The sequence below is a fragment of the Cellulosimicrobium sp. BMG9.23 genome, from assembly GCF_059159985.1.
On sequence record NZ_JBZGBZ010000010.1, the window covers coordinates 60,293 to 84,732 of the forward strand.

Here is a 24,440-nt window from a genome sequence, read left to right on the forward strand (position 1 = left end):
GCCTGGCGGCCGGGCCGTGCCGGGCACCATCGTGGTGCGCGGAGGTGAGCCATGGGAGCGAAGGACGCCGTCGGGCGGTACGGGGAGAGGGTGGCTGCGGCCCACCTGGTGGACGCGGGCTGGACCCTGCTCGACCGCAACTGGCGCGGGCGCGGGGGAGAGCTCGACGTCGTCGCGCTCGACGGCGACGTCGTCGTGGCGGTCGAGGTCAAGACCCGCCGGGGGACCGCCTACGGGCATCCCGCACAGGCCGTCACGCCGCTCAAGCTCGCGCGGCTGCGCCGCCTGACCGGGGAGTGGCTCGCGACGCACGACGTCCGGGCACGGTCGGTGCGGATCGACGTCGTGGCCGTGCTCGTGCAACGCGCCGGGGCCGCGCACGTCGAGCACTTCGTGGGGGTGAGCGCCTGATGGGGCTCGGGATCACCCGGGCCGTGGCGCTCGTGGGGCTCGCCGGGCACGTCGTCGAGGTCCAGGCGCACCTCGCGGCGTCGGTCCCGGGCTTCGTGCTCGTCGGGCTCCCGGACACGGCGCTCAGCGAGTCGCGCGACCGGGTGCGGGCCGCCGTCGCGTCGTCGGGCCTCACGTGGCCGCAGCGCAAGATCACCGTGAACCTGTCCCCGGCCGCGCTGCCCAAGTCCGGGACCGGGTTCGACCTCGCCATCGCCGTCGCGACGCTCGCCGGGGCGCAGCTCCTGCCCGCCTCGGCGGTCGAGGGCGTCGTGCACCTCGGCGAGCTCGGTCTCGACGGCCGGCTGCAGCCGGTGCGCGGGGTGCTGCCCGCCGTCGCGGCCGCGGTCCACGCGGGCTTCCGCGATGTCGTCGTGCCTGCTGCCGACGTCGCCGAGGCCAGCCTCGTCCCGGGTGCGCGCGTCGTCGGCGCCGTGAGCCTCGCGGACGTCGCCCGGCTGCACGGCGCCGAGCTCGACGGGCCAGGAGTCGTCGACCCGGTCGTGCTCGCACGTCCCGCGGTGTCACGCAGGCGTGACGGAGACCTGTCCGACGTGCTCGGTCAGGACGAGGCCCGGCACGCGCTCGAGGTCGCCGCCGCCGGCGGACACCACCTGCTGCTCGTCGGAGCGCCGGGCGCGGGCAAGACGATGCTCGCCGCGCGACTGCCCGGCATCCTCCCCGACCTCACGGAGAGCGAGGCCGTCGAGGTCACTTCCGTGCACTCCGTCGCAGGCGTCTTCGACCCCGGTGGCGGGCTCGTCCGCCGGCCGCCGTACGAGGACCCGCACCACACCGCGACCCCCGCGGCGATCGTCGGCGGCGGCACGGGGGTCCCGAGGCCGGGCGCTGCCTCGCGAGCGCACCGGGGCGTTCTCTTCCTCGACGAGGCGCCCGAGTTCGGCGCGCGCGTGCTGCAGACGCTGCGCCAGCCGCTCGAGCACGGGGAGCTCGTCATCCACCGCGCGGCGGGCTCGGCGCGGTACCCCGCCCGGTTCCAGCTCGTGCTCGCGGCGAACCCGTGCCCGTGCGGCCGGAGCGTGGGCAAGGGGCTGGACTGCACGTGCAGCGCCGTCGCGCAGCGGCGGTACTTCGGACGGCTCTCGGGCCCGCTGCTCGACCGCGTCGACGTCCAGGTCGAGGTGCGTCCGGTGACGCGCGTCGAGCGGGCGTCGGACGTCCTGCCCGAGTCGAGCGCGACCGTGGCCGCACGCGTGCGCACCGCCCGGGAGGCCGCCGCCCTGCGTCTCGCCGGGACCGGGTGGCGGACGAACGCCGAGGTCCCCGGGACGTGGCTGCGGGACCGCCTCGGGCCGGACCCGGGCCTCCTGCGAGACGTCGACACGGCGCTCGACCGCGGCACGCTCAGTCTGCGCGGCGCGGACCGCGTCCTGCGGCTCGCGTGGACCGTGGCCGATCTCGCCGGTCGCGACGCCCCGTCCCGGGCCGACGTCGGTGCCGGGCTCGCACTCCGGACGCGGGGCTATCGTGCGTGAGGGGCGGGAGGGCACGACGGCGAGCCGTCGGCCGGTCTTCGACGTCGCCGACGAGCGCCTCGCCCGCGCGGCCTGGTCGCGGCTCGCCGAACCGGGTGACGAGATCGCGGGAGCGCTCGTCCGTGCGCTCGGCGCGTCCGACGCCCTCGCGTGGGTGTACGACGCCGCGGGCGACCCCGCCGAGGCGCGCAGGTCCCTCGTCGTGGCGGCCGGAGCTCGCGACGACGCGAGATTCGAGCGTGGGGGCGGGGCGTCCGCGAGGAACCTCGCCGCCCTCGTCGGTTCCGCTTCGGACGCATCGTGGGCCGACCGCGCGGGACTCGACGACGGTCCGCACCCCGGGGACGGGGCACGCCTCGACGACGGGGTGCGTGGCGGATGGGACGTCGCGAGCGACCGTCGCCCGGCCGCCCCGGTCGCGCGGGTGCTGCGTGCCCTCTCGCGCTGGGCTCCACGCCTGGAGGGGCTGGACCCGCGGCGCGAGCTGCGGGTGCTCGCGCGGCTCGGCGGGACCCTCGTCGTGCCCGGCGACGTGGGGTGGCCGACGCGCCTCGACGACCTCGGGGCCTCGGCCCCGTTGTGTCTCTGGGTCCGTGGCGCGCCGGACCTCGCGGCGCTCTCCCGGCGGTCCGTCGCGGTCGTGGGCGCTCGCGCCTGCACCGACTACGGCCGGTACGTGACGGGTGACGTCGCGACAGGTCTGGCCGGTCGCGGCTTCACCGTCGTCTCCGGAGGCGCTTACGGCATCGACGCGGCCGCCCATCGGGGCGCGCTCGCGGCGGAGGGTGCCACGGTCGCGTTCCTCGCGGGTGGTGTCGACCGGTTCTACCCGGCGGGGAACGTCGACCTCCTGCACGCCGTCGCCGACTCGGGCGGCGCCGTCGTGTCCGAGGTCCCGCCCGGCTCGGTGCCGAGCCGTGTCCGGTTCCTGCTGCGCAACCGCCTCATCGCGGCGTTCGCGTCGGCGACCGTGGTCGTCGAGGCGGCGTGGCGCTCGGGCTCGCTGAGCACCGCGGCGCGAGCGGCCGAGCTCTCCCGTCCTGTCGGAGTGGTGCCGGGGCCCGTGACGTCGGTGGCGTCCTCGGGGTGTCACCGGCTCCTGCGCGACGGGGCCGCGGTGTGCGTCACCGACGCCGACGAGGTCGCCGAGCTCGCCGGGTCGCTCGGTCAGGACGCGGCGCCGTCCGGACCGCCGTCGGGGCAGGTGCGGGACGCGCCCCACGACGGCCTCGACCCGGTGGAGACGCGAGCGTGGGAGGCGTTGCCGCTGCGTTCCGGCAAACCGGTGGAGTCCCTCGCGCGGACGGCAGGGCTCGCCGTGCCGGAGACGATCGCGGCGCTCGGCCGGCTCGAGCTGGTGGGCCTCGCCGATCGCGTGCCGGGCGGCTGGCGGCGCGGCGACGCGCGGTCCCGGCCCTGACGGAGGGCCGCGACCGCGCCGGCCGGTGCAGGACCGTGCCCGGGGCGGGGGGCGAGCCTCCGGCGGGGCGCTGCGTCGCCGCGGCACACTGGGGAAGTGCATGACGGAGAGGAACAGCAGGGCGCGGTGCCGGGGCCGGCGCCGCACGTCACGGGGGAGGCCCAGGTCCGGATCCCGCTGCCGCACGGCATGCAGGTCGCGCTCGAGGAGTTCGCCACGTACCTGAAGGTCGAGCGGGGGACGTCCGTGCACACCGTGCGGGCCTACGTCGGCGACGTCGACGGCCTGCTGCGGTACGCGGTCCGCCACGGGGCGGTGACGCTCGCCGCCGTGGACCTCGCGGTGCTGCGCTCGTGGCTCACCGCGCTCTCCGAGCGGGGTCTCGCCCGCACGACGCTCGCCCGGCGCGGAGCAGCGGCCCGGGCGTTCTTCGACTGGGCGCGCACGACCGGTCGAGTCGCGGCGGACCCGGCGGCACGGCTCGCCAGCCCTCGCGTGGCGCGCACGCTGCCGACCGTCCTCACCGTCGACGCCGCGGCACACCTCCTCGACGTGGCCCGGGCGGCCGCGGACGAGGGGGATCCTGCCCGGTTGCGCGAGTGGGCGGCCGCGGAGCTGCTCTACGGCGCCGGGGTCCGCGTGGGCGAGCTCGCGGGCGTGGACGTCGACGACGTCGACCTGGACCTGCGGACCGTGCGCGTGCTGGGCAAGGGTTCCAAGGAGCGTGTCGTGCCGTTCGGCGTCCCGGCGGCACGCGCCGTCAGGCGCTGGTCGGACGAGGGGCGTCCGGCGCTCGTCACGGACCGCTCGGGTGCGGCGCTCCTCGTCGGGGACCGCGGTGGCAGGTGGGGGCAGCGCCAGGTCCGTGATGCGGTGCACCGGCTCGCGGCGGCAGCCGGCGTGGACGACGTCGCCCCGCACGACCTGCGCCACAGTGCCGCGACCCATCTCCTCGCGGGCGGCTCGGACCTGCGCAGCGTGCAGGAGATCCTCGGGCACTCGTCGCTCGCGACGACGCAGCGCTACACGCACGTCACGGCGGAGCGGCTGCGCAGCTCCTTCGAGCAGGCGTTCCCGCGTGCGTGAGCGCGGCCCCGGACCGTGGCGGACCGGCCGTGTCTGCCGTCAGGTCAGCGGGAGGAGCACGATCGGCGGCCGGTCGCCCAGCAGGGCGAGCGGGTCCACGTAGCGGTCGCCGCGCCGCACCCCCCAGTGCACGCACGTCGCGGCGCAGTGGCCGCCGTGCTGGGACGCGGTCGCGCCGTCCGGGCCCGGCACCTCGGTCGTCCCCACCACGTCACCGGTGGCCACGCGGGCGCCGGGTCGTACGTCTCCGACCACGGGTTCGAGCGAGGTCCGCAGACCGTCGTCGTGCAGGACCACGACGACGCCGCGCCCCGCGACGGGTCCGCGAAGGTGACGACCCCCGCGGACGGCGCGCGCACCGCCTCGCCCGGCGACGCCGCGAGGTCGACGCCGCGGTGCCCGGGCAGCCAGTCCCGGGCGGGCGGGTCGAAGGGTGCGAGCACGCCCAGCGCGTCGAGCGACCGGTCCAGCGGCGGTACCCAGACGTCCTCCCGTGGCGCCGGTGCCGCACCGGCACCAGGTCCGGGCACGGACGCCAGGAGCGCGAGCGCGACGACGAGCGCGACGAGGACTCCGCGCAGGCGCGGGGTTCCTCGGGACGCGACGAGGGAGGCAGCGGTGCGGTGGGCGGCGACGCGGTGCTCCGCGGCGCGGGGAGGTCTCATCCGGACAGCGTGATCTCTCGGCCACGGCGTGTGGGCTGCCGGAACGGTCCTGTGGACCACGACGGTCGTGAGGGGCACCCTGTGGTCGACCCAGGGGCCCGCGGTTCCGCGCGCCGACCCCGTGCGCTGGCGCCGCGCACACCGGCCCGACGCACGCCGGCCCCGCGCCGCCCCGTGGGTGCCAGTGCCGAGGCTCGAACCGTTGAGGCGTCGCACCGCGGACCCTCGGTCGCCCGGTCCTGGTGCGCCCGGCCCGGCCGTCCGTCCTGCGGCACGGGGTCGGGTAGACTGGACCGCGCGATCGGCACGACCGTGAGCCACCTCGACACACCGTCTCGTACCCTCGGGTGCCGGACGGGGAGGCGGCAGGTCTCGTCGGTCGACTTCGCGCGTCACGTCCCGCCTCTTCCCGGCTGCTGTCGGGTGCTGCGGGCCGCGTCCGGCGTCGGTCCTGCTCGTGCGAGCGAGCGGGCGTCGGCTCGGGTGGCGCCAGGGGTGCGAACCGCCGTGGTCCGCACCGACCAACCGCAACGCGGCCCACCTCGCGAGGGGGCCGCCCAGAGCGTGCGTGCACCGGGATGATCCCGGGCCGCACGGTGAAAGGACGTGTCATGGCCGTCGTGACCATGCGCCAGCTCCTCGAGAGCGGTGTCCATTTCGGGCACCAGACCCGCCGTTGGAACCCGAAGATGAAGCGGTTCATCCTCACGGAGCGCAACGGCATCTACATCGTCGACCTCCAGCAGTCGCTGTCGTACATCGACCGCGCCTACGAGTTCGTCAAGGAGACCGTCGCCCACGGCGGTTCGATCCTCTTCGTCGGCACCAAGAAGCAGGCGCAGGAGCCCGTCGCGGAGCAGGCCGCGCGCGTCGGCATGCCGTACGTGAACCACCGCTGGCTCGGTGGAATGCTCACCAACTTCACCACGGTGCACAAGCGTCTCCAGCGCCTCAAGGAGCTCGAGGAGATCGACTTCGACGACGTCGCCGGCTCGTCGCTCACCAAGAAGGAGCTCCTCGTCCTGCGCCGCGAGAAGGACAAGCTCGCGCGCACGCTCGGCGGCATCCGTGACATGGCGAAGGTCCCCTCCGCCGTGTGGATCGTCGACACGAACAAGGAGCACCTCGCGGTCGACGAGGCGCGCAAGCTCCACATCCCGATCGTCGCGATCCTCGACACCAACTGCGACCCGGACGTCGTGGACTACAAGATCCCGGGCAACGACGACGCGATCCGCTCGGTCACGCTCCTCACGCGCGTGATCGCGGACGCCGCCGCCGAGGGTCTGCTCCAGCGCCACTCCGGTCGCTCGGGCGCCGAGGCCGAGGCCGGTGCCGACGCCGAGCCCCTGGCCGAGTGGGAGCGCGAGCTCCTCGCCGGTGCCGAGCAGCAGCTCGAGTCCGACGAGGCCGCCCCGAACGCGTCCGCCACCGAGGGGGCCTCGGGCGCCGCGGAGGCCGTGGCGCCGGGTGCGGACGCCGCGCCGGCAGTCGAGGCCGCTGCCGAGGCCGTCGAGGAGGCGCCTGCTGAAGAGGCCCCTGCCGAGGAGGCTCCTGCTGAGGAGGCCCCCGCCGCGGAGGCCGCCGAGGCGCCCGCCGCCGAGGAGGCTCCGGCCGAGGAGGCCCCCGTCGCCGAGGCCACGGAGACCGACGAGTCCAAGTGACGTCCCGGGGCGCGCCTGGACGTGCGACGTCCGGCCGGCACTCGTCAGCACCACCCAGCACGTACCCGTGACACACCACGAGTGAGGACCCACCATGGCGAACTACACCGCCGCTGACATCAAGGCGCTGCGTGAGCGGACCGGCGCCGGCATGCTCGACGTCAAGAAGGCTCTCGACGAGGCCGGCGGCGACGCCGACAAGGCGCTCGAGATCATCCGCGTCAAGGGACTGAAGGGCGTCGCCAAGCGCGAGGGCCGTTCGACCTCCGAGGGCCTCGTGGCCGTCGACATCCGCGACGTCGAGGGCGGCCAGGTCGCGACGCTCGTCGAGCTCAACTCCGAGACCGACTTCGTCGCGAAGAACGAGACGTTCATCAGCCTCGCCGACCGTGTCCTCAAGGCCGCTGCCGAGGCCGGCGCGCGTGACGCCGACGCGGCGCTCGCCGCGGACGCCGACGGCGAGACCGTCCAGCAGGTCATCGACAACCAGGCCGCGACGCTCGGCGAGAAGATCGTCCTGCGCCGCGTGACCCGGGTCGCGGGCGAGCGCGTCACCGCGTACCTGCACCGCACGGCTCGCGACCTGCCGCCGTCGATCGGCGTCGTCGTGGCGACCGACGCGGCCGGCGAGGCCGTGGCGAAGGACGTCGCCCAGCACGTCGCCGCGATGTCGCCGACGTACCTCTCGCGCGACGAGGTCCCCGCGGACACCGTCGAGAACGAGCGCCGCATCGCCGAGGAGACCTCGCGCAACGAGGGCAAGCCGGAGGCTGCGCTCCCGAAGATCGTCGAGGGCCGCCTGAACGGCTTCTTCAAGGACGTCGTCCTCGTGGACCAGCCGCTCGCGAAGGACCCCAAGAAGACCGTGGGTCAGGTCGTGGCCGCGGCCGGCGGCACGATCACGGAGTTCGTGCGCTACCGCGTCGGCGCCTGACGTCCTCGCAGGCCCGGTCCTCCCGCTCGTCGCGGGAGGGCCGGGCCATGCCGCACCCGGGCTCCCGACGAGGTGCCGCCCTGCAGCAGGCCCCGACCATGAGCCGTCCCCGCGACGACTCGACCCGCACGCCCCACCGGGCGACGACCAAGGACAGGTGGCGACAGTGACCACAGCCGACCAGACCCGTGACGGCTCCGACGTGACCACGCGTCGCGTCCTCCTCAAGCTCTCGGGCGAGACCTTCGGCGGGGGGCAGATCGGGCTCGCGCCCGACGTCGTCCAGCGCGTCTCCCGGGAGATCGCGGACGCGGTCGCCCAGGGCGTCCAGGTCGCGATCGTCGTGGGCGGCGGGAACTTCTTCCGCGGGGCCGAGCTGTCGCAGCGCGGCCTCGACCGTGCGCGTGCGGACTACATGGGCATGCTGGGCACGGTGATGAACTGCCTCGCGCTCCAGGACTTCCTCGAGCAGGCAGGCGTCAAGACGCGCGTGCAGACCGCGATCACGATGGGCCAGGTCGCCGAGCCGTACATCCCGCTGCGCGCGATCCGGCACCTCGAGAAGGGACGCGTCGTGATCTTCGGCGCCGGGGCGGGCATGCCGTACTTCTCGACCGACACCGTCTCCGTCCAGCGCGCGCTCGAGACGCACTGCCACGAGGTCCTCATGGGCAAGAACGGCGTGGACGGCGTCTACACGGCGGACCCGCGCAAGGACCCGACGGCCGAGAAGCTGGACCACCTCACGTACACGGACGCGCTCGTGAAGGACCTGGGCGTCATGGACGCCACGGCCCTGAGCCTGTGCCGCGACAACGACGTGCGCATGCGCGTCTTCGGCATGGGCGAGCCGGGGAACGTGACCCGGGCTCTCGTCGGCGAGAATATTGGGACACTGGTCACGGCGAGCTGACGAACAGCTCGCAGACGACGAGATGTGACCGACCGAACGAAGGAGCACTGGGTGATCGACGAGACCCTCCTCGAGGCCGAGGAGAAGATGGACAAGGCGGTCGAGGTGGCCAAGGACGACTTCGCCACCATCCGCACCGGCCGGGCCAACCCCTCGATGTTCAGCAAGATCACCGTCGACTACTACGGTGCCCCGACCCCGCTGCAGCAGCTCGCCTCGTTCCAGACGCCCGAGGCCCGCACGATGATCGTGTCGCCGTTCGACAAGAGCGCGATGTCGGCGATCGAGAAGGCGCTGCGCGACTCCGACCTCGGGGTGAACCCGTCGAACGACGGCAACATCATCCGGGTCGTGCTCCCCGCCCTCACCGAGGAGCGTCGTCGGGACTTCGTGAAGCTCGCGAAGTCGAAGGCCGAGGACTCGCGCGTCTCGATCCGCAACGTGCGGCGCCGCGCGAAGGAGGAGCTGGACCGCATCGCGCGTGACGGCGAGGCCGGCGAGGACGAGGTCGCGCGTGCGGAGAAGGAGCTCGAGGGCCTGACGAAGCAGCACGTGGACCAGATCGACGCGCTCCTCGTCGGCAAGGAGACCGAGCTGCTCGAGGTCTGAGCCGTCCGGCTCACGAGCACCGTGCCCATGTCAGACATCTTCCCGTCCACCGCCGGTGCCGACCCGTCCGCGGGGCGGTCCGTCGGTCCGGAGACCGGGGGCGCGGCCGGCGGTCGCGCGCCGCGCGCCGGGCGCAACCTCCCGGCGGCGATCGCCGTGGGCCTCGGCCTCCTCGTCGTCGTCGCCGCGAGCCTCGCGTTCCGGCCGGAGCCGTTCGTCGCCCTCGCCGTCCTCGCCGTCGGCGCGGCCGTCTGGGAGCTCGCCAAGGCTCTCGAGCGCCGCGACCTGCACGTCCCCGTGCTGCCCCTGCTCGTCGGGACCGTCGGGATCCTCGTCTCGTCGTACTACTCCGGTCCCGAGGCGCTGCTCGTCTCGTTCATGCTCACCGTCGCCGGCGTCGTGGTCTGGCGCGTCATCGACGGGTCGGGCACGGCCGCGGTGCGCGACGCCGCCGCGGGCACGTTCGCAGCGGCGTACCTGCCGTTCATGGCGGGATTCGTCATGCTGCTCCTGGCCCAGGACGACGGCCGCGTCAAGGTGCTCCTGTTCATCCTGCTCGCGGTCGCGAACGACGTGGGCGGGTACGTCGCGGGCGTGCTGTTCGGGCGGCACCCGCTCGCGCCGTCGGTGAGCCCGAAGAAGTCGTGGGAGGGCCTCGCGGGGTCCTTCGTCCTCGCGACCGCGGTCGGCGTCGTCGGCGCGGTTTTGGGTCTCGGTGCGAGCCCGCTCGTGGGCGTCGCGCTGGGGATCCTCGCGCCGCTCACGGCGACGATCGGCGACCTCGCCGAGTCGATGATCAAGCGCGACCTAGAATTGAAGGACATGGGGTCGCTCCTGCCCGGTCACGGAGGCATCCTGGACCGCCTGGACTCCATGCTCCTCACCGCACCGTTCGTCTACGTGCTGCTCACCATGGCCGTGTGACCACGGCGCGCCCCGCCCCCCACGCTTGGACCCTTCCATGACCGTCCGCCCGCCCGCTCCGCCCCCCGCCCGCTCGGTCCGCCCCTCGGCGGAGTCGACGTCGCTCCCGCTCGTCATGTCGGCGCCCCGGCGCGGCAAGCCGCCGCGGCACTTCGCCGACCTCGCGCCGGAGGAGGTCCGCGAGGCCGTCGTCGCGTTGGGCGAGAAGCCGTTCCGGGCCAAGCAGCTCGCGACGCACTACTACGCGCACCTCACGCGCGACCCGGAGGCGATGACAGACCTGCCGAAGGCGTCGCGCGACGTCCTCACGGACGCGCTCTTCCCCCCGCTGCTCACGGCCGCGCGCCGCATGGAGGCCGACGGCGGCACGACCGTCAAGACGCTGTGGCACCTGTTCGACGGTGCCAAGGTCGAGTCCGTGCTCATGCGGTACCCGCAGCGCACGACCCTGTGCGTGTCGAGCCAGGCGGGCTGCGGCATGGCCTGCCCGTTCTGCGCCACGGGACAGCTCGGGCTCACCCGCAACCTGTCGATCGCGGAGATCGTCGAGCAGGTGCGCGCGGCGGGGCGGTCGCTCGCCGACGGTGAGATCCCGGGCGGACCGACCCGCCTCAACAACCTCGTGTTCATGGGCATGGGCGAGCCGATGGCGAACTACAAGGCCGTCATGGGCACCGTGCGCCGTCTCGTCGCGCCGGCCCCGGACGGTCTCGGCATGTCGGCCCGCAACATCACGGTCTCGACCGTCGGCCTGGTCCCGGCGATGCGCAAGCTCGCCGACGAGGGCATCCCGGTGACGCTCGCGCTGTCGCTGCACGCGCCCGACGACGACCTGCGCAGCGAGCTCGTGCCCATCAACACGCGATGGAGCGTCGACGAGACGCTCGACGCCGCGCGGCTGTACTTCGAAGTCACCGGTCGCCGCGTGAGCATCGAGTACGCGCTCATCAAGGACATGAACGACCACGCGTGGCGCGCCGACCTGCTCGGCGAGAAGCTCAACGCGCGCGGCCGCGGGTGGGTGCACGTCAACCCGATCCCGCTCAACCCGACGCCGGGGTCGATCTGGACCGCGAGCGACCCTGCCGTCGAGGCGGAGTTCGTGGCACGATTGCGCGGGCACGGGATCCCGACGACGATCCGTGACACCCGCGGCAGCGACATCGACGGCGCCTGCGGGCAGCTCGCTGCAGAGGAGGACGAGTGAGTTCGCTGTTCACCACGGTCTCGAAGACCCGGAACGGGTACGACCCGGAGGAGGTCGACGACTTCTTCGAGCACGCACGTGACGTGTACGAGGGACGTGCGTCGGACCGGCTGACGAGCACCGAGATCCAGACGTCGGTGTTCGACCTGATCCGGGGCGGCTACGACACGCACGAGGTGGACGCCGCGCTCGACCGTCTCGAGGGCGCGTTCATCGCCCGCCAGCGTGCGGAGTACGTCGCGGCGCACGGCCAGCAGGCCTGGATGAACGCTCTCGCCGAGCGTGCCCGCACGCTGTACGGGCGCCTGGGGCGTCCCGACGGCGAGAAGTTCGCGCCCGCCGAGCGCGGCAAGCCCGCGTACGACATGGACGACGTCGACGACCTCTGCGACCGGCTCGTGGCCTACTTCGACCGCCAGGTCCCGATCACGGCCGCGGAGATCCGCTCGGCGACGTTCGGGCGTGCGCGCGGCCGCGACGGCTACGCCGAGGGCGCCGTCGACGCGTTCTTCGCGCGGGCCATCGAGGTGCTGCTCGGCGTCGAGTGACGCAGCGTCGGATCCGGGCGGCCCGGGCAGCGGCGGGCCCGGTCGGGCCGACGGCCGTCTCGTGACGGCCGACCCGCGCACCTCGGTGCACCCGGTCGTCCGGCGGGCGGTGTCGTGGCTCGAGGCGGTCAACTCCCGCCATCCCTGGAACCACAACGAGCATTTCCACCCCTGGGTCGCGCGCCGCGTGCCCCGCGGTGCTCGTCTGGCTCTCGACGTGGGGTGCGGGGCGGGTGCTCTGCTCGGGGTCCTGCGCGGGCGCGTCGAAGCGGTGCACGGCATCGACCCCGACGCAGGGATGGCCGCGACCGCGAGCGCCCGGTACACGAGCGACCCGCGCGTGACGGTCCGGCGGATGGCGTTCGACGCCGTCGGTTCGCCGGCGGACGTGCTGCGCGCAGGGGGCCGCACCGACGAGCGCACCGCGCCGGAGGCGTACGACGTCGTGACGATGGTCGCCGTCCTGCACCACCTCGACCTCGAGGAGGCCCTCGCACGAGCTCGGGACCTGCTCGCGCCCGGCGGCAGGCTGCTCGTCGTCGGCCTCGCGCGCGTGGCCTCGCCGCGCGACGTCCTCGTGGACGTGGCGTCGGCGGTGCTCAACCCGATCGTCGGGCTGGTCAAGCACCCGCGCCGTGCGCGCCCGGGCGGCCCCGGTGTCGGCACGCCGGGGATGCCCGTGCGCGCCGCGGCTCGCTCGGTCGACGAGATCGTGCGGGCGGCACGCAGCCTGCTGCCAGGCGCGCGGGTCCGGCGTCGGTTGTTCTTCCGGTACACGCTGGAGTGGACGAGCCCTGCCCGGCGGTGACCGGTCTGACCCGCGCGACCAGCGCCGCCGCGACCACGGGCCGCGGCTTGCGGCCGGTGCCGCGGGGTCCAGGAGACCTGGGAAGATGGTGGCCATGCCCGACCGCCCGTCCACCGCGCCCCGCTCCCTGACGATCCTCGGGTCGACCGGATCGATCGGGACCCAGGCGATCGACGTCGTCCGGTCCCACCCGGGGCGCTTCCGTGTCCACGCGTTGTCGGCGGGCGGCGGCGACGTGGGGCTGCTCGCGCGCCAGGCCGCCGAGCTGGGCGTCGCGGCGGTCGCCGTGGCCGACGCGACCCGGGCGGGTGCGCTCGAGGCGGCGCTCGGCGACGCGTTCGCGGGTCGCGGCGCGGCACCCGAGCTGCTCGCGGGGCCGCAGGCCGCCGCCGAGCTCGCGGGCCGGGGGAGCGACGTCGTGCTCAACGGTGTCACCGGGTCCGTCGGTCTCGGCCCGACGCTCGCCGCGCTGCGCGGCGGGTCGACCCTGGCACTCGCCAACAAGGAGTCGCTCGTCGCGGGCGGCGCGCTCGTCCGCGCCGCGCAGCAGCGCACGGACCAGATCGTGCCCGTCGACTCGGAGCACTCCGCCATCGCGCAGTGCCTGCGCTCGGGGGCGCGCGGCGAGGTGCGACGGCTGGTCCTCACCGCGTCGGGCGGGCCGTTCCGCGGCTGGGCCGCGGATGACGTGAAGGCCGCGACCGTCGACCAGGCGCTCGCACACCCGACGTGGGCGATGGGGCCGGTGGTCACCGTGAACTCGGCGAGCCTCATGAACAAGGGCCTCGAGCTCATCGAGGCGCACCTGCTCTTCGACGTGCCGGTCGACGACATCACGGTCGTCGTGCACCCGCAGTCCGTCGTGCACTCCATGGTGGAGTTCGTCGACGGCTCGACGATCGCCCAGGCGTCGCCCCCGGACATGCGCCTGCCGATCGCGCTCGGCCTGAGCTGGCCCGAGCGTCTCGACGTCGTGACCCCGCCGTGCGACTGGACGCGCGCGACGTCGTGGACGTTCGAGCCGCTTGACGACGCCGCGTTCCCCGCCGTGGGCCTCGCACGCGCGGCCGTCGCGGCCAGCGCGACCCACCCTGCGGTGTACAACGCGGCGAACGAGGAGGCGGTCGCCGCGTTCCTCAGCGGACGTGCAGGTTTCGGTGACATCGTGACGACGGTCGAGCGCGTGCTCGCGGCCCACGAGGGAACCGCGGCGGACCGCGTGACGTTGGACGACGTGTCCGCCGCGGAGGACTGGGCGCGGACGCGCGCGAACGAGCTGCTGGACCGGCGTTGAGCCCGGCCTGGTGGCACCGAGGAACGAGGACCGGTCGGTGAGCGACAGGTCGAGGGACGGGTTGAGGAACGCATGGCAGTCGTGATCGGCGTCGCCGTCTTCGTGCTGGGGCTCGTGGTGTCCATCGCCCTGCACGAGGTGGGCCACATGGTGCCCGCGAAGAAGTTCGGCGTGCGCGTGAGCCAGTACATGGTCGGCTTCGGGCCGACGCTGTGGTCGCGGAAGAAGGGCGAGACCGAGTACGGGGTCAAGGCGATCCCGCTCGGCGGCTACGTCCGCATGGTCGGCATGATGCCGCCCGCACCGGCCGGCGCACGCCCGCGCGGCCAGGGCTTCTTCTCCCAGGTGGTCGCCGACGCGCGCGACGCGAGCACCGAGGAGATCCGGTCCGGCGAGGAGCACCGGGCGTTCTACAACCTGTCCGCACCGAAGAAGGTCGTCGTCATGCTCGGCGGCCCGTTCATGAACCTGCTCATCGCCGTGGTCCTGACCCTGATCGTGTTCGTCGGCATCGGGCTGCCTGCCGCCACGACGACGGTCGCGAGCGTCACGCCGTGCGTCTCGGGGACCGTGACCGCCGAGCAGGCGCAGTGCGCGGCGGGGGACCCGGAGTCGCCGGCCGCGGCGGCAGGTCTCGAGCCCGGCGACACGATCGTGTCCTTCGACGGCGCCCCCGTGACCTCGTGGGACCAGCTCTCCGGCATGATCCGCGGGGCCGCTGACGAGACCGTCCCCGTGGTCGTCGAGCGCGGCGGCGAGGACGTGACCCTGACGATCACGCCCGTCGAGGTGCAGCGTCAGGTGGTCGCCGACGACGGCAGCCCCGTGGTCGACGACGCGGGCGAACCCGTGACGAAGCCTGCCGGCTTCGTCGGCTTCACGCCGACCGCCGAGCGGCAGTCGCTCGGGGTCGGCACCGCGCTCGAGGCCACGTGGCAGCAGGTGAGCGGCACGGCGGCGATCGTCGTGACGCTCCCGGTCAAGGTCGCCGACGCCGTGCACGCCACGTTCACGGACGCGCCGCGCGACCCGAACGGCGTCGCGAGCATCGTCGGCGCGGGACAGGTCGCGGTCGACATCGCGGGGAGCGACAGCGAGGTCGTCGCACAGGTCCAGCAGTTCCTGCTCCTGCTCGCCGCGCTCAACGTCGCGCTGTTCGTGTTCAACCTCATCCCGCTCCTGCCGCTCGACGGCGGGCACGTGGTCAACGCGCTCTACGAGGGCGCCAAGCGCACGGTCGCTCGCGTCCGCGGCCTCCCGCGCCCGGGACCTGCGGACGTGGCGCGCATGATGCCGGTCGCGTACGTGATGTTCGTCGTCCTCATCGGGGTCGGCGCGCTCCTCATCCTCGCCGACATCGTCGACCCGGTGCGCCTCGCGTAGCCGCTGGCGCGGGTCGCGCCCGTGGGTCGGGTCGTGTGCTCGGGCCGATGGCGCTCATGGGCCGGGTCGGGTGGTCGGGTCGCCGTGGCCCCGCGACCGAGAAGTGAGTCTCGGCCCCGGAATCGACGGGTTACGGGGCGAGAGCTCACTTCTCGGCGGAGCCTGGCTCGTGGTGACGGGCAGGACGAGCGGTGGGGTCGGGCCGTGTGCGAAGGACGTCAGAGGCGCGCTCCTCAGAGCGAGGACGAACGACCGGAGTGACGGCGCGCCAGTCCGAGCACGCGGTCCGACCCCACCGCGGACCCGAGCACGCGGCCGCGGCCTGATCGATGGGCCGTGGAGGCACGCTGCGTGGAGGGACCGCGGAGATGTGCCGGACCGGCCGGGAAGGTGACCTGTCGGACCCGCCCGACGTGCGCCGTCGGGCACCGGCGCGGGGGATACTAGGGGGCGTGAGCGTACCCATCAGCCTCGGAATGCCTGCCGCCCCGCCCCCGGTCCTCGCGCCGCGACGCCCGACCCGCAAGATCAAGGTCGGCAAGGTCGAGGTGGGCGGCGACGCGCCGATCAGCGTCCAGTCGATGACGACGACGAAGACGACGGACATCAACGCGACCCTCCAGCAGATCGCCGAGCTCACGGCGTCGGGCTGCGACATCGTGCGCGTCGCGTGCCCGACGCAGGACGACGCGGACGCGCTGCCGGTGATCGCGAAGAAGTCGCAGATCCCCGTCATCGCGGACATCCACTTCCAGCCGAAGTACGTCTTCGCGGCGATCGAGGCCGGGTGCGCGGCCGTGCGCGTCAACCCGGGCAACATCCGGCAGTTCGACGACCAGATCAAGGAGATCGCCCAGGCGGCGAAGGACCACGGCACGTCGCTGCGGATCGGGGTCAACGCGGGCTCGCTCGACAAGCGCCTGCTCGCGAAGTACGGCAAGGCGACGCCCGAGGCGCTCGTCGAGTCGGCCGTGTGGGAGGCGTCGCTGTTCGAGGAGCACGACTTCCACGACTTCAAGATCTCCGTCAAGCACAACGACCCCGTCGTCATGGTCCGCGCCTACGAGCTGCTCTCGCAGGCGGGGGACTGGCCGCTGCACCTCGGGGTGACCGAGGCCGGGCCGGCGTTCCAGGGCACGATCAAGTCCGCGACCGCGTTCGGCGCGCTGCTCAGCCAGGGCATCGGCGACACGATCCGCGTGTCCCTCTCGGCCCCGCCGGTCGAGGAGGTCAAGGTGGGCAACCAGATCCTCCAGGCGCTCAACCTGCGTCCCCGCAAGCTCGAGATCGTCTCGTGCCCGTCGTGCGGGCGCGCCCAGGTCGATGTCTACACGCTCGCGGAGAAGGTGACCGCCGGCCTGGAGGGCATGGAGGTGCCGCTGCGCGTGGCGGTCATGGGCTGCGTCGTCAACGGTCCGGGCGAGGCGCGCGAGGCCGACCTCGGTGTCGCGTCCGGCAACGGCAAGGGTCAGATCTTCGTCAAGGGAGAGGTCGTCAAGACCGTGCCCGAGTCGCTCATCGTGGAGACGCTCATCGAGGAGGCGATGCGCATCGCCGAGACGATGACGCCGGAGAACGACGCGCAGGCCGGTCCGCCGGTCGTCACCGTGGGCTGACCACGGTGGCACGCTGGCGTCCGTCGGTCCCGGCCCTGCGGCCGCGGGCCGGATCGGACGCGCGCGAGCTGTCCGACGCCGACGTGCCCGAGGCGCTCGGGGTGTGCGCGACCGACCCCGTGGCCTCGGTCCTTGCGGCTGCGCGCCTCGAGGTCGCGCTGCGCGTCGGCCTGCGGGCCGCGGGCGGGCAGGCGTGGGGCTTCCCCGCGCAGGGCCCTCTCGAGGCCGTGTGCTGGGCTGGCGCCAACCTCGTCCCGGTGGTCCCTCCGACGCTCGACGACGCCGGGCGCCGCGCCGCGCTGGCCGGCTTTGCGGCGTTCGCGCACCGCGCGGGCCGCCGCTCGTCGTCGGTCGTCGGGGAGCGCGAGGCCGTCCTGGCGCTGTGGGGCGTCCTCGCGGAGACGTGGCCCGCGCCGCGCGAGGTGCGCGCCGACCAGCCGTCGCTCGCCATCGACCGCGCGCCCGACGTCGACCCGGACCCGTCCGTCCGTCGCTCGACCGTGGCCGAGGTACCCGTCGTGCTCCCCGCGTGCGTGCGCATGTTCACCGAAGAGGTCGGGTACTCGCCCGTCGAGGGCAGCGGCCGGGCGTACGAGGAGCGGGTGCGTTCGCTCGTCGCGGCCGGGCGGTCGTTCGTGCGCGTCGAGGGGGCGGGGGCGCAGACCCACGTGGTGTTCAAGGCGGAGCTCGGCGCGGTGACCGATCGCGTCGCCCAGGTGCAGGGCGTGTGGGTCGACCCGCGGTACCGCGGTCACGGTCTCGCCGCGCCCGGGATGGCGGCGGTGGTCTCGCTCGCCCGGGCGACGCCGCCCGGGTCGTCGGTGCGCCCGCCCGTCGTCTCGCTCTACGTCAACGACTACAACACCCGGGCGCTCGCGACGTACCGCCGCGTCGGGTTCGAGCAGGTGGGCACCTTCGCGACCGTCCTGTTCTGACCGAGGTCACTTGAGCAGGCGCGACAGGCGACGGTCGGCGAGCACCTGCCCTCCCGTCTGGCAGGTCGCGCAGTACTGCAGGCTCCGGTCGGCGAAGCTCACCTCACGGACCGTGTCGCCGCAGACCGGGCACGGCAGCCCGGTCCGCCCGTGCACGCGCATCCCGGACCACTTCGCGTCCTTGAGCTCCGCAGCCGGCCTGCCCGACGACGCCGCGAGGGCCTCGCCCAGCACCTCGCCGACCGCGGCGTGCACGCGGGCGACCTCGTCCGGCGCGAACGAGCGCGTGAGCTTGAACGGGCTCGTCCGCGCGGCGTGCAGGATGTCGTCGGAGTAGGCGTTGCCGATCCCGGCGATCGAGGACTGGTCGCGCAGGAGACCCTTGACCTGCTGGTTCCGCGCGGCCATGAGCGCGCCCAGCGCCTCGGGGGTGAAGGCCGGGTCGAGCGGCTCGATCCCCAGGGTCTCGATCGCCCGCACCTCGGCCGGGTCCCGCACGACGTGCACCGCGAGCCGCTTGCGCGTGCCCGCCTCGGTGAGGTCGAAGCCGGAGCCGTCGTCGAACCGGACGCGCAGCGCGAGCGCGGCGATCTTCCCCCCACCGCCACCACCGAGCCGCGGGCGCACGGGCGTCGTCGGCGCCTTCTCCGACCAGCGCAGCCACCCGCCCCGGGCCAGGTGGAAGACCAGGTGCAGGTCGTCGTCGGGCGCTCCGGGTGCTCCCGGGCCCGCCGCCGGAGGTGACACGTCGAGGTCGAGCCACTTGCCGTGCCGGCGCGCCCCCGCGACGGTGCCGCCGACGAGCGCGGTGACGGGCGGGTCGAACGTCTTGAGGGCCGCGATCTGCGCGACGTCTGCGGCGACGACGGTGCGTCCCGTGGCACGGTCGTCGAGGAAGCGGACGAGGGCCTCCACCTCGGGGAGCTCGGGCATGGGGCCATCCTCCCCGCCGGTAGGGTTGGGCGCATGTCTTCCGTCACGTCCGGCGCCGTCCCCGTGCGCCGCTCCAGCACCGCCGCCGCCGACGTCCTGCGCCTGTCCTCCCTGTTCGTCCGGACGCTGCGCGAGGACCCGGCCGACGCCGAGGTCGCGAGCCACCGGCTCCTCGTGCGCGCGGGCTACATCCGCCGCGCCGCGCCCGGCATCTACACGTGGCTCCCGCTCGGCCTGCGCGTGCTGCGCAAGGTGGAGGCCGTCGTCCGCGAGGAGATGGCCGCGGCGGGCGCGCAGGAGGTGCACTTCCCGGCGCTGCTGCCCAAGGAGCCGTACGAGGCGACGGGGCGGTGGACGGAGTACGGGCCGAACATCTTCCGGCTCAAGGACCGCAAGGACGGCGACTACCTCCTCGCGCCGACGCACGAGGAGGTGTTCACGCTCCTCGTCAAGGACCTGTACTCGTCGTACAAGGACCTGCCGCTGACGATCTACCAGATCCAGACGAAGTACCGCGACGAGGCACGGCCGCGCGCGGGGCTCATCCGCGGGCGCGAGTTCGTCATGAAGGACGCGTACTCGTTCGACGTGTCCGACGAGGGCCTCGAGCGCTCGTACGAGGCGCAGCGCGCCGCGTACCGGCGCATCTTCGAGCGCCTCGGGCTCGAGTACGTCGTCGTCGCCGCGACCTCGGGCGCGATGGGCGGCTCGCGCTCCGAGGAGTTCCTCACCCCGACGGCGATCGGCGAGGACACCTTCGTGCGCTCCGCGGGCGGGTACGCGGCGAACGTCGAGGCCGTCGTCACTCCGGTGCCCGACGCGGTCGACTACGCCGACGCGCCCGCCGCGCACGTCGAGGACACCCCGGGCACGCCGACGATCGACTCGCTCGTCGACTTCGCCAACGCGCACCACCCCCGCGGCGACCGGGCGTGGACCGCCGCGGACACGCTGAAGAACGTCGTCCTCGCCGTGACGCACCCCGACGGGCGGCGCGAGGTCGTCGTCGTGGGGCTCCCGGGCGACCGCGAGGTCGACCTCAAGCGCGTCGGTGCGGCGTTCGAGCCCGCGGAGGTCGAGCCCGCGACGGACGCGGACTTCGCGGCGCACCCCGAGCTCGTCAAGGGCTACCTCGGGCCGCAGGTCCTCGGCCCCAACGTGCAGCGCGAGGCGCCCGACGCGCGCGACGAGGCGCCCGACGGCGAGCCCGTGCGGCACTCGATCCGCTACCTGCTCGACCCGCGCGTCGTCGCGGGCACGCGCTGGATCACCGGGGCGAACGAGGACGGGCGCCACGTGTTCGACCTCGTCGCCGAGCGCGACTTCTCCGCCGACGGCACCGTCGAGGCCGCCGAGGTGCGTGCGGGCGACCCCGCCCCCGACGGGTCGGGACCGCTCGAGCTCGCGCGCGGGATCGAGATCGGTCACATCTTCGCGCTCGGCCGCAAGTACGCGCAGGCGCTCGGGCTCACGGTGCTCGACGAGAACGGCAAGCAGGTCGTCGTGACGATGGGCTCCTACGGCATCGGCGTGACCCGCGTGCTCGCGGCGCTCGCCGAGGCGAACCACGACGACGCCGGGCTCGCCTGGCCCGCGCACGTCGCCCCGGCGCACGTCCACGTCGTCGCCACCGGGAAGGACGCGAGCGTCTTCGAGGAGGCCGACCGCCTCGCGACCGAGCTGGCGGCGCGCGGCGTCGAGGTCGTCTACGACGACCGCCCGAAGGTCTCCCCGGGCGTGAAGTTCAAGGACGCCGAGCTGCTCGGCGTGCCGCTCCTGCTCGTCGTGGGCCGTGGTCTCGCGGACGGCGTCGTCGAGGTGCGGCCGCGCGTGGGCGAGGCCGAGCAGGTCGCGGTGGCGGACGCCGTCGAGCGCGTCGTGCAGCAGGTCGACGCGCTGCTCGTCTGACCGGCGACGTCCGCGCGTCACCCGGGGCGCCGCTGGAGCACCGCCGGGGCAGGGTGCGTCAGGAGGCGGGCTGCTGCTCCGGCAGGCCCGGGAACGCCACCGGGGTCGCGCCCCAGGCGAGCGCGGCGAGCCACGAGTCGGTGAGCAGCGCGAGCGCGTCGCCCCGGGACTCCGGGGCGGCGGTCGCGACGAGCGACGCGTAGGACGCCGTGAGCTCCGTCTCGAGCCGGCGGGCGAGCGCCGTGACGTCCTCGTCGTCGGGCAGGACGTAGGCGGTCCGGCGCGGGTCCTGGCCCGTGCCGTCGGTCCCGGCGGCGAGCGCCCACGCCTGGGCTCGCGCGCGGTGCTGCGCGGCGCGGGCGACGGCCGCCGTGCGCGGCTCCCCGTCCACCTGCGCGCCGCGCACCTCCAGGGCGTACCCGGCGGCGTCCTCGCCGGCGACGAGCGTCGCGAGGTCGGCGGCGCCGACGCCCGAGGGGGCGTCCTCGACGGGGACGACGGCGACGTCCAGGTCCGCCGCGGCCGCCGAACCCGTCGCGGCGGCGAGGCGCTGCGCCGAGACGTGCTCCGACGTCGCGACCGACGCGAGGAGGCGGGCGAGCTCAGCGTCCTCGGTCAGGTCCGCGGACGCGCGCGTGCGCTGCGCCGCCCCGACGAGCGCCGTCACGACGTCGTCCGTGGTGGGCGCGGCGACGCCGTCGGACGACCCGTCGCCCGTGTCGGCACCCGCGGTGTCGCCGCTCCCGGCGTCCTCAGTGCTCCCGGCCCCGTCGTCCCCGTCGGCCCCGTCGCCCGCGTCCCCGATCGCCGGCGAGGTGGTGACCTCGACCGGTCCGGTCGAGCCGTCGTCGTCGGTCTCCGTCGGCACGGGGAGGCCCGAGGAGTACACGCCGCCGAGCGCCTGCACGTGCTGCTCGGCGAAGCGGCCCGCCTCGTCCAGGGCTGCGAGCACGGTCGGGTCGGTGACGGTCGGTGCCACGGCGGCCGCGAGGTCCTCGACGGCGAGCGCGTCCTCGACGGCGGTCCGGCGGACGACCTCGTGCACGTCGGGGCTCGGCTCGGTGGGCTCCGGGGTCTCGAGCCGCACACCGCAGCCTGCGGCGAGCAGCGACGCCACGAGCGCGAGCGCGGCGAGCACCGGGAGCCGGTGGCGACGTCCGGGGACGGAGGGCCGAGGGCTGCGCAGGGCTACCCGCCCGGAGGCTCCGGGTGCGGGGCGGGCAGCGGTGGCGTCGGGTGTCATCGGGGGCGATGATGTCATGCTCCGGGTGCGCGAGTCGTTACGCTGGACCCTGGTCGTAGGACAGCACAACAACACACCGGTCGTATCCGTGCCCGGCGTGGGAGCGGACAGGAGCTGAGTGATGGCAGGGCAGGCGGGCCGACAGGCCGCTGGAGAGACCGGCGGCAGGGGCGGTGACGCGCTCCGCGAGAGCGTGCGGCGAGGACTCGAGCCGGTGGTGAGCGAGGCAGGGCTCTTCCTCGAGGACGTCACGGTCTCCCGCGCCGGTGCGCGGTCCGTGGTCCGGGTGGTCCTCGACCTCCCCGAGGAGGCGCAGGGCAACCTCGACCTGGACGCGGTGGCCGAGGCGACGCGCCCGATCTCCACCGCGCTCGACGCGCTGGACGCCCTCCCCGGCGCCTACACGCTCGAGGTCTCGACGCCCGGCACCGACCGGCCGCTGACGGAGCGTCGGCACTTCCTGCGCGCGCGCGGTCGGCTGGTACGGCTCGTGCTGACCGACGGAGGGTCCGTCGAGGGCCGGCTCCGGTCCGTCGACGACGCGGGGCTGCACCTCGACGTCGCCGGCCCGCGCGGCACGACGACCGACCGCGTCGTCCCCCTCGGGGACGTCGCGCGCGGGCAGGTCCAGGTCGAGCTGAAGCGCGCTCTCGAGGCCGACCTGCCCGAGCTCGACGCCGACGACACGGCGGAAGCCGACGACGAGACCGCGGGCCGCGGTCCCCACGACGAGGAGGTCTGATCGATGGACATCGACATGAGCGCGCTGCGGCTGCTGGAGCGCGAGAAGGACATCAGCCTCGACGTCCTCGTCGCCGCGATCGAGCAGGCCCTGCTGTCCGCGTACCACCGCACGCCCGACGCGTACGCCCGCGCGCGCGTGGAGCTCGACCGCAAGAGCGGTCACGTCACGGTGTGGGCCCGCGAGGAGCTGCCGGCGCCGCCGTCGCAGGACGACGACGAGGACGCGCCGCGCGGCCCCGTCGAGCACGGTCCCGAGTTCGACCACACGCCGGCGGACTTCGGCCGCATCGCGACGTCCACCGCGCGCCAGGTCATCGTGCAGCGCCTGCGGGACGCCGAGGACGACCAGATCCTCGGCACCTTCCGCGGCAAGGAGGGCGAGGTCCTCGCCGGCGTGATCCAGCAGGGCCGCGACCCGCGCGTCGTGCTCGTCGACGTCGGCGGGACCGAGGCGGTCCTGCCTCCGCACGAGCAGGTGCCGACCGAGGAGTACGTGCACGGCGAGCGCCTGCGCGCCTACGTCCTCGAGGTGGCGCGGGGGATGAAGGGTGCGCAGATCACGTTGAGCCGCACGCACCCGAACCTCGTGCGCAAGCTGTTCGAGCTCGAGGTCCCCGAGGTCGCGGACGGTTCCGTGGAGATCACGGCGATCGCCCGCGAGGCGGGCCACCGGTCCAAGGTCGCGGTGCGCTCGACGGTGCCGGGCCTCGGCGCCAAGGGCGCGTGCATCGGGCCGATGGGCTCGCGCGTCCGCGCGGTCATGGCCGAGCTGCAGGGCGAGAAGATCGACATCGTCGACCACAGCGACGATCCCGCACGTCTCGTCGCGAACGCCCTCTCGCCGGCCCGTGTGTCGTCCGTCACGATCGTCGACGCGGAGGCGCGCGCCGCCCGTGTCGTGGTCCCGGACTTCCAGCTCTCCCTCGCGATCGGCAAGGAGGGACAGAACGCCCGACTTGCCGCGAAGCTCACCGGGTGGCGGATCGACATCCGCTCCGACGAGGGCGGCGAGGGCGCGACGCCCACCGACCGCGGCTCGTCCGCCGGCGACGCCCCGACCGCGGGTCGAGAGCCCGCGGAGCGGTAGCGCGCAGGGTGCCTCGGTCACGTACCGCGGGGCAGCGCGCTAGACTGTCATCGACCGGGCCGCGTGCCCGCGCCTCGACCGTGCCCACGGACCCCACCCCGACCCCCGGAACTCCGGCGTCGGGACCGGTCCGCACGTGCGTCGGGTGCCGGGAGCGCGACCTGAGATCCGTCCTCCTCCGTCTGGTCGTCGACCGGTCCGGCACGAGCACCGACGAGCCCCGGCTCGCGCTCGACGTCGGGCGGTCGCTCCCAGGGCGCGGCGCGTGGCTCCACGCGACGACGCGGTGCCTCGAGGCGGCGGAACGCCGGCGGGCCGTCCCGCGGGCCTTGCGACACGCAGGCCCGCTCGACCTCGCCGCGGTCCGCACCGTCATCGAGGCCCAGCAGGAGAGCGGACACACCGCGCGTCACGACCAGGACCCCGGATGATCCGGGCCGGGTCACCCTGTGGCCGCACGCACGGCCGCACTGCACGACACGTCGACAAGGAAGCGGGTTAGAAGCCGATGGGCACCCGATGAGTACCCAGCGATGAGCACCCAGCACTAACGACGGTCCTCCCTGTCCGGGG

General features: G+C 74.3%; 23 protein-coding genes. 20 read left to right on the top strand and 3 right to left on the bottom strand.

Annotated elements, in window-relative coordinates:
• Nucleotides 1-51: 51 nt before the first annotated feature.
• The 4 genes from AC4H2G_RS17960 to AC4H2G_RS17975 all read left to right on the top strand — a co-directional run bounded on the left by AC4H2G_RS17960 (nucleotide 52) and on the right by AC4H2G_RS17975 (nucleotide 4,452).
• Entirely contained in the window at nucleotides 52-411 is a 360-nt protein-coding gene (locus tag AC4H2G_RS17960; RefSeq protein ID WP_494367099.1) for a YraN family protein, read from the top strand.
• Nucleotides 411-1,946, top strand: a complete 1,536-nt coding sequence (locus tag AC4H2G_RS17965) for a YifB family Mg chelatase-like AAA ATPase (protein WP_494367100.1) — start codon at nucleotides 411-413, stop codon at nucleotides 1,944-1,946. The genes AC4H2G_RS17960 and AC4H2G_RS17965 overlap by 1 nt, the downstream gene beginning before the upstream one ends.
• Nucleotides 1,939-3,366: a DNA-processing protein DprA gene (dprA, locus tag AC4H2G_RS17970; protein ID WP_494367101.1), complete on the top strand. Its 1,428-nt coding sequence runs from the start codon at nucleotides 1,939-1,941 to the stop codon at nucleotides 3,364-3,366. Before AC4H2G_RS17965 ends, dprA begins: the two co-directional genes overlap by 8 nt.
• Nucleotides 3,367-3,555: 189 nt before the next feature.
• Nucleotides 3,556-4,452, top strand: a complete 897-nt coding sequence (locus AC4H2G_RS17975) for a tyrosine-type recombinase/integrase (RefSeq protein WP_494367241.1) — start codon at nucleotides 3,556-3,558, stop codon at nucleotides 4,450-4,452.
• Nucleotides 4,453-4,491: 39 nt separating this feature from the next.
• Here the strand turns inward: AC4H2G_RS17975 and AC4H2G_RS17980 are convergent, their stop codons facing one another.
• The gene (locus AC4H2G_RS17980) at nucleotides 4,492-4,677 is read right to left on the bottom strand and encodes a hypothetical protein (RefSeq protein ID WP_494367102.1); all 186 of its coding nucleotides are present in this window, start codon (nucleotides 4,675-4,677) and stop codon (nucleotides 4,492-4,494) included.
• 1,051 nt (nucleotides 4,678-5,728) lie between these two features.
• Between AC4H2G_RS17980 and rpsB the strand changes: the two genes are divergently transcribed.
• The 12 genes from rpsB (at nucleotide 5,729) to AC4H2G_RS18040 (ending at nucleotide 17,952) form a co-directional block, all read left to right on the top strand.
• On the top strand, nucleotides 5,729-6,781 hold the full coding sequence (gene rpsB, locus AC4H2G_RS17985) for a 30S ribosomal protein S2 (RefSeq protein WP_494367103.1): 1,053 nt from the start codon (nucleotides 5,729-5,731) through the stop codon (nucleotides 6,779-6,781).
• Nucleotides 6,782-6,875: 94 nt separating this feature from the next.
• On the top strand, nucleotides 6,876-7,715 hold the full coding sequence (tsf, locus tag AC4H2G_RS17990; protein WP_494367104.1) for a translation elongation factor Ts: 840 nt from the start codon (nucleotides 6,876-6,878) through the stop codon (nucleotides 7,713-7,715).
• A 166-nt stretch (nucleotides 7,716-7,881) separates the two neighbouring features.
• Nucleotides 7,882-8,628, top strand: coding sequence for a UMP kinase (gene pyrH, locus AC4H2G_RS17995; protein ID WP_494367105.1), 747 nt, complete (start codon nucleotides 7,882-7,884; stop codon nucleotides 8,626-8,628).
• A 51-nt stretch (nucleotides 8,629-8,679) separates the two neighbouring features.
• Nucleotides 8,680-9,237, top strand: a complete 558-nt coding sequence (gene frr, locus AC4H2G_RS18000; protein ID WP_494367106.1) for a ribosome recycling factor — start codon at nucleotides 8,680-8,682, stop codon at nucleotides 9,235-9,237.
• Nucleotides 9,238-9,264: 27 nt separating this feature from the next.
• Nucleotides 9,265-10,161 (top strand): phosphatidate cytidylyltransferase, encoded by an 897-nt coding sequence (locus AC4H2G_RS18005; RefSeq protein ID WP_494367107.1) that lies wholly within the window; start codon nucleotides 9,265-9,267, stop codon nucleotides 10,159-10,161.
• 37 nt (nucleotides 10,162-10,198) lie between these two features.
• A complete protein-coding gene (rlmN, locus tag AC4H2G_RS18010; RefSeq protein ID WP_494367108.1) occupies nucleotides 10,199-11,368 on the top strand; it encodes a dual-specificity RNA methyltransferase RlmN in 1,170 nt (389 codons plus the stop codon).
• A complete protein-coding gene (locus AC4H2G_RS18015; RefSeq protein WP_251150665.1) occupies nucleotides 11,365-11,916 on the top strand; it encodes a DivIVA domain-containing protein in 552 nt (183 codons plus the stop codon). Before rlmN ends, AC4H2G_RS18015 begins: the two co-directional genes overlap by 4 nt.
• 61 nt (nucleotides 11,917-11,977) lie before the next feature.
• Entirely contained in the window at nucleotides 11,978-12,724 is a 747-nt protein-coding gene (locus AC4H2G_RS18020; protein ID WP_494367109.1) for a class I SAM-dependent methyltransferase, read from the top strand.
• Nucleotides 12,725-12,818: 94 nt separating this feature from the next.
• Nucleotides 12,819-14,018 (top strand): 1-deoxy-D-xylulose-5-phosphate reductoisomerase, encoded by a 1,200-nt coding sequence (gene dxr / locus AC4H2G_RS18025; RefSeq protein ID WP_494367110.1) that lies wholly within the window; start codon nucleotides 12,819-12,821, stop codon nucleotides 14,016-14,018.
• Between the two features lie 72 nt (nucleotides 14,019-14,090).
• Nucleotides 14,091-15,401 (top strand): M50 family metallopeptidase, encoded by a 1,311-nt coding sequence (locus tag AC4H2G_RS18030; protein ID WP_494367111.1) that lies wholly within the window; start codon nucleotides 14,091-14,093, stop codon nucleotides 15,399-15,401.
• A 476-nt stretch (nucleotides 15,402-15,877) separates the two neighbouring features.
• Nucleotides 15,878-17,017, top strand: coding sequence for a flavodoxin-dependent (E)-4-hydroxy-3-methylbut-2-enyl-diphosphate synthase (gene ispG, locus AC4H2G_RS18035; protein WP_494367242.1), 1,140 nt, complete (start codon nucleotides 15,878-15,880; stop codon nucleotides 17,015-17,017).
• 5 nt (nucleotides 17,018-17,022) lie between these two features.
• Complete coding sequence (locus AC4H2G_RS18040; protein WP_494367112.1) at nucleotides 17,023-17,952, top strand: GNAT family N-acetyltransferase; 930 nt, start codon at nucleotides 17,023-17,025, stop codon at nucleotides 17,950-17,952.
• Between the two features lie 6 nt (nucleotides 17,953-17,958).
• On the opposite strand, the gene AC4H2G_RS18045 is transcribed toward AC4H2G_RS18040, so the two are convergent.
• Nucleotides 17,959-18,885, bottom strand: coding sequence for an Fpg/Nei family DNA glycosylase (locus tag AC4H2G_RS18045; RefSeq protein ID WP_494367113.1), 927 nt, complete (start codon nucleotides 18,883-18,885; stop codon nucleotides 17,959-17,961).
• Nucleotides 18,886-18,918: 33 nt separating this feature from the next.
• Between AC4H2G_RS18045 and AC4H2G_RS18050 the strand changes: the two genes are divergently transcribed.
• A complete protein-coding gene (locus AC4H2G_RS18050) occupies nucleotides 18,919-20,793 on the top strand; it encodes a proline--tRNA ligase (RefSeq protein WP_494367114.1) in 1,875 nt (624 codons plus the stop codon).
• Between the two features lie 58 nt (nucleotides 20,794-20,851).
• Here the strand turns inward: AC4H2G_RS18050 and AC4H2G_RS18055 are convergent, their stop codons facing one another.
• Nucleotides 20,852-22,036 (bottom strand): DUF4439 domain-containing protein, encoded by a 1,185-nt coding sequence (locus tag AC4H2G_RS18055; RefSeq protein WP_494367115.1) that lies wholly within the window; start codon nucleotides 22,034-22,036, stop codon nucleotides 20,852-20,854.
• A 121-nt stretch (nucleotides 22,037-22,157) separates the two neighbouring features.
• Between AC4H2G_RS18055 and rimP the strand changes: the two genes are divergently transcribed.
• The 3 genes from rimP to AC4H2G_RS18070 all read left to right on the top strand — a co-directional run bounded on the left by rimP (nucleotide 22,158) and on the right by AC4H2G_RS18070 (nucleotide 24,298).
• The gene (gene rimP / locus AC4H2G_RS18060) at nucleotides 22,158-22,778 is read left to right on the top strand and encodes a ribosome maturation factor RimP (RefSeq protein ID WP_494367116.1); all 621 of its coding nucleotides are present in this window, start codon (nucleotides 22,158-22,160) and stop codon (nucleotides 22,776-22,778) included.
• 3 nt (nucleotides 22,779-22,781) lie between these two features.
• Complete coding sequence (gene nusA / locus AC4H2G_RS18065) at nucleotides 22,782-23,867, top strand: transcription termination factor NusA (protein WP_494367117.1); 1,086 nt, start codon at nucleotides 22,782-22,784, stop codon at nucleotides 23,865-23,867.
• Nucleotides 23,868-23,947: 80 nt separating this feature from the next.
• Nucleotides 23,948-24,298, top strand: coding sequence for a YlxR family protein (locus AC4H2G_RS18070; protein WP_494367118.1), 351 nt, complete (start codon nucleotides 23,948-23,950; stop codon nucleotides 24,296-24,298).
• Nucleotides 24,299-24,440: the final 142 nt, after the last annotated feature.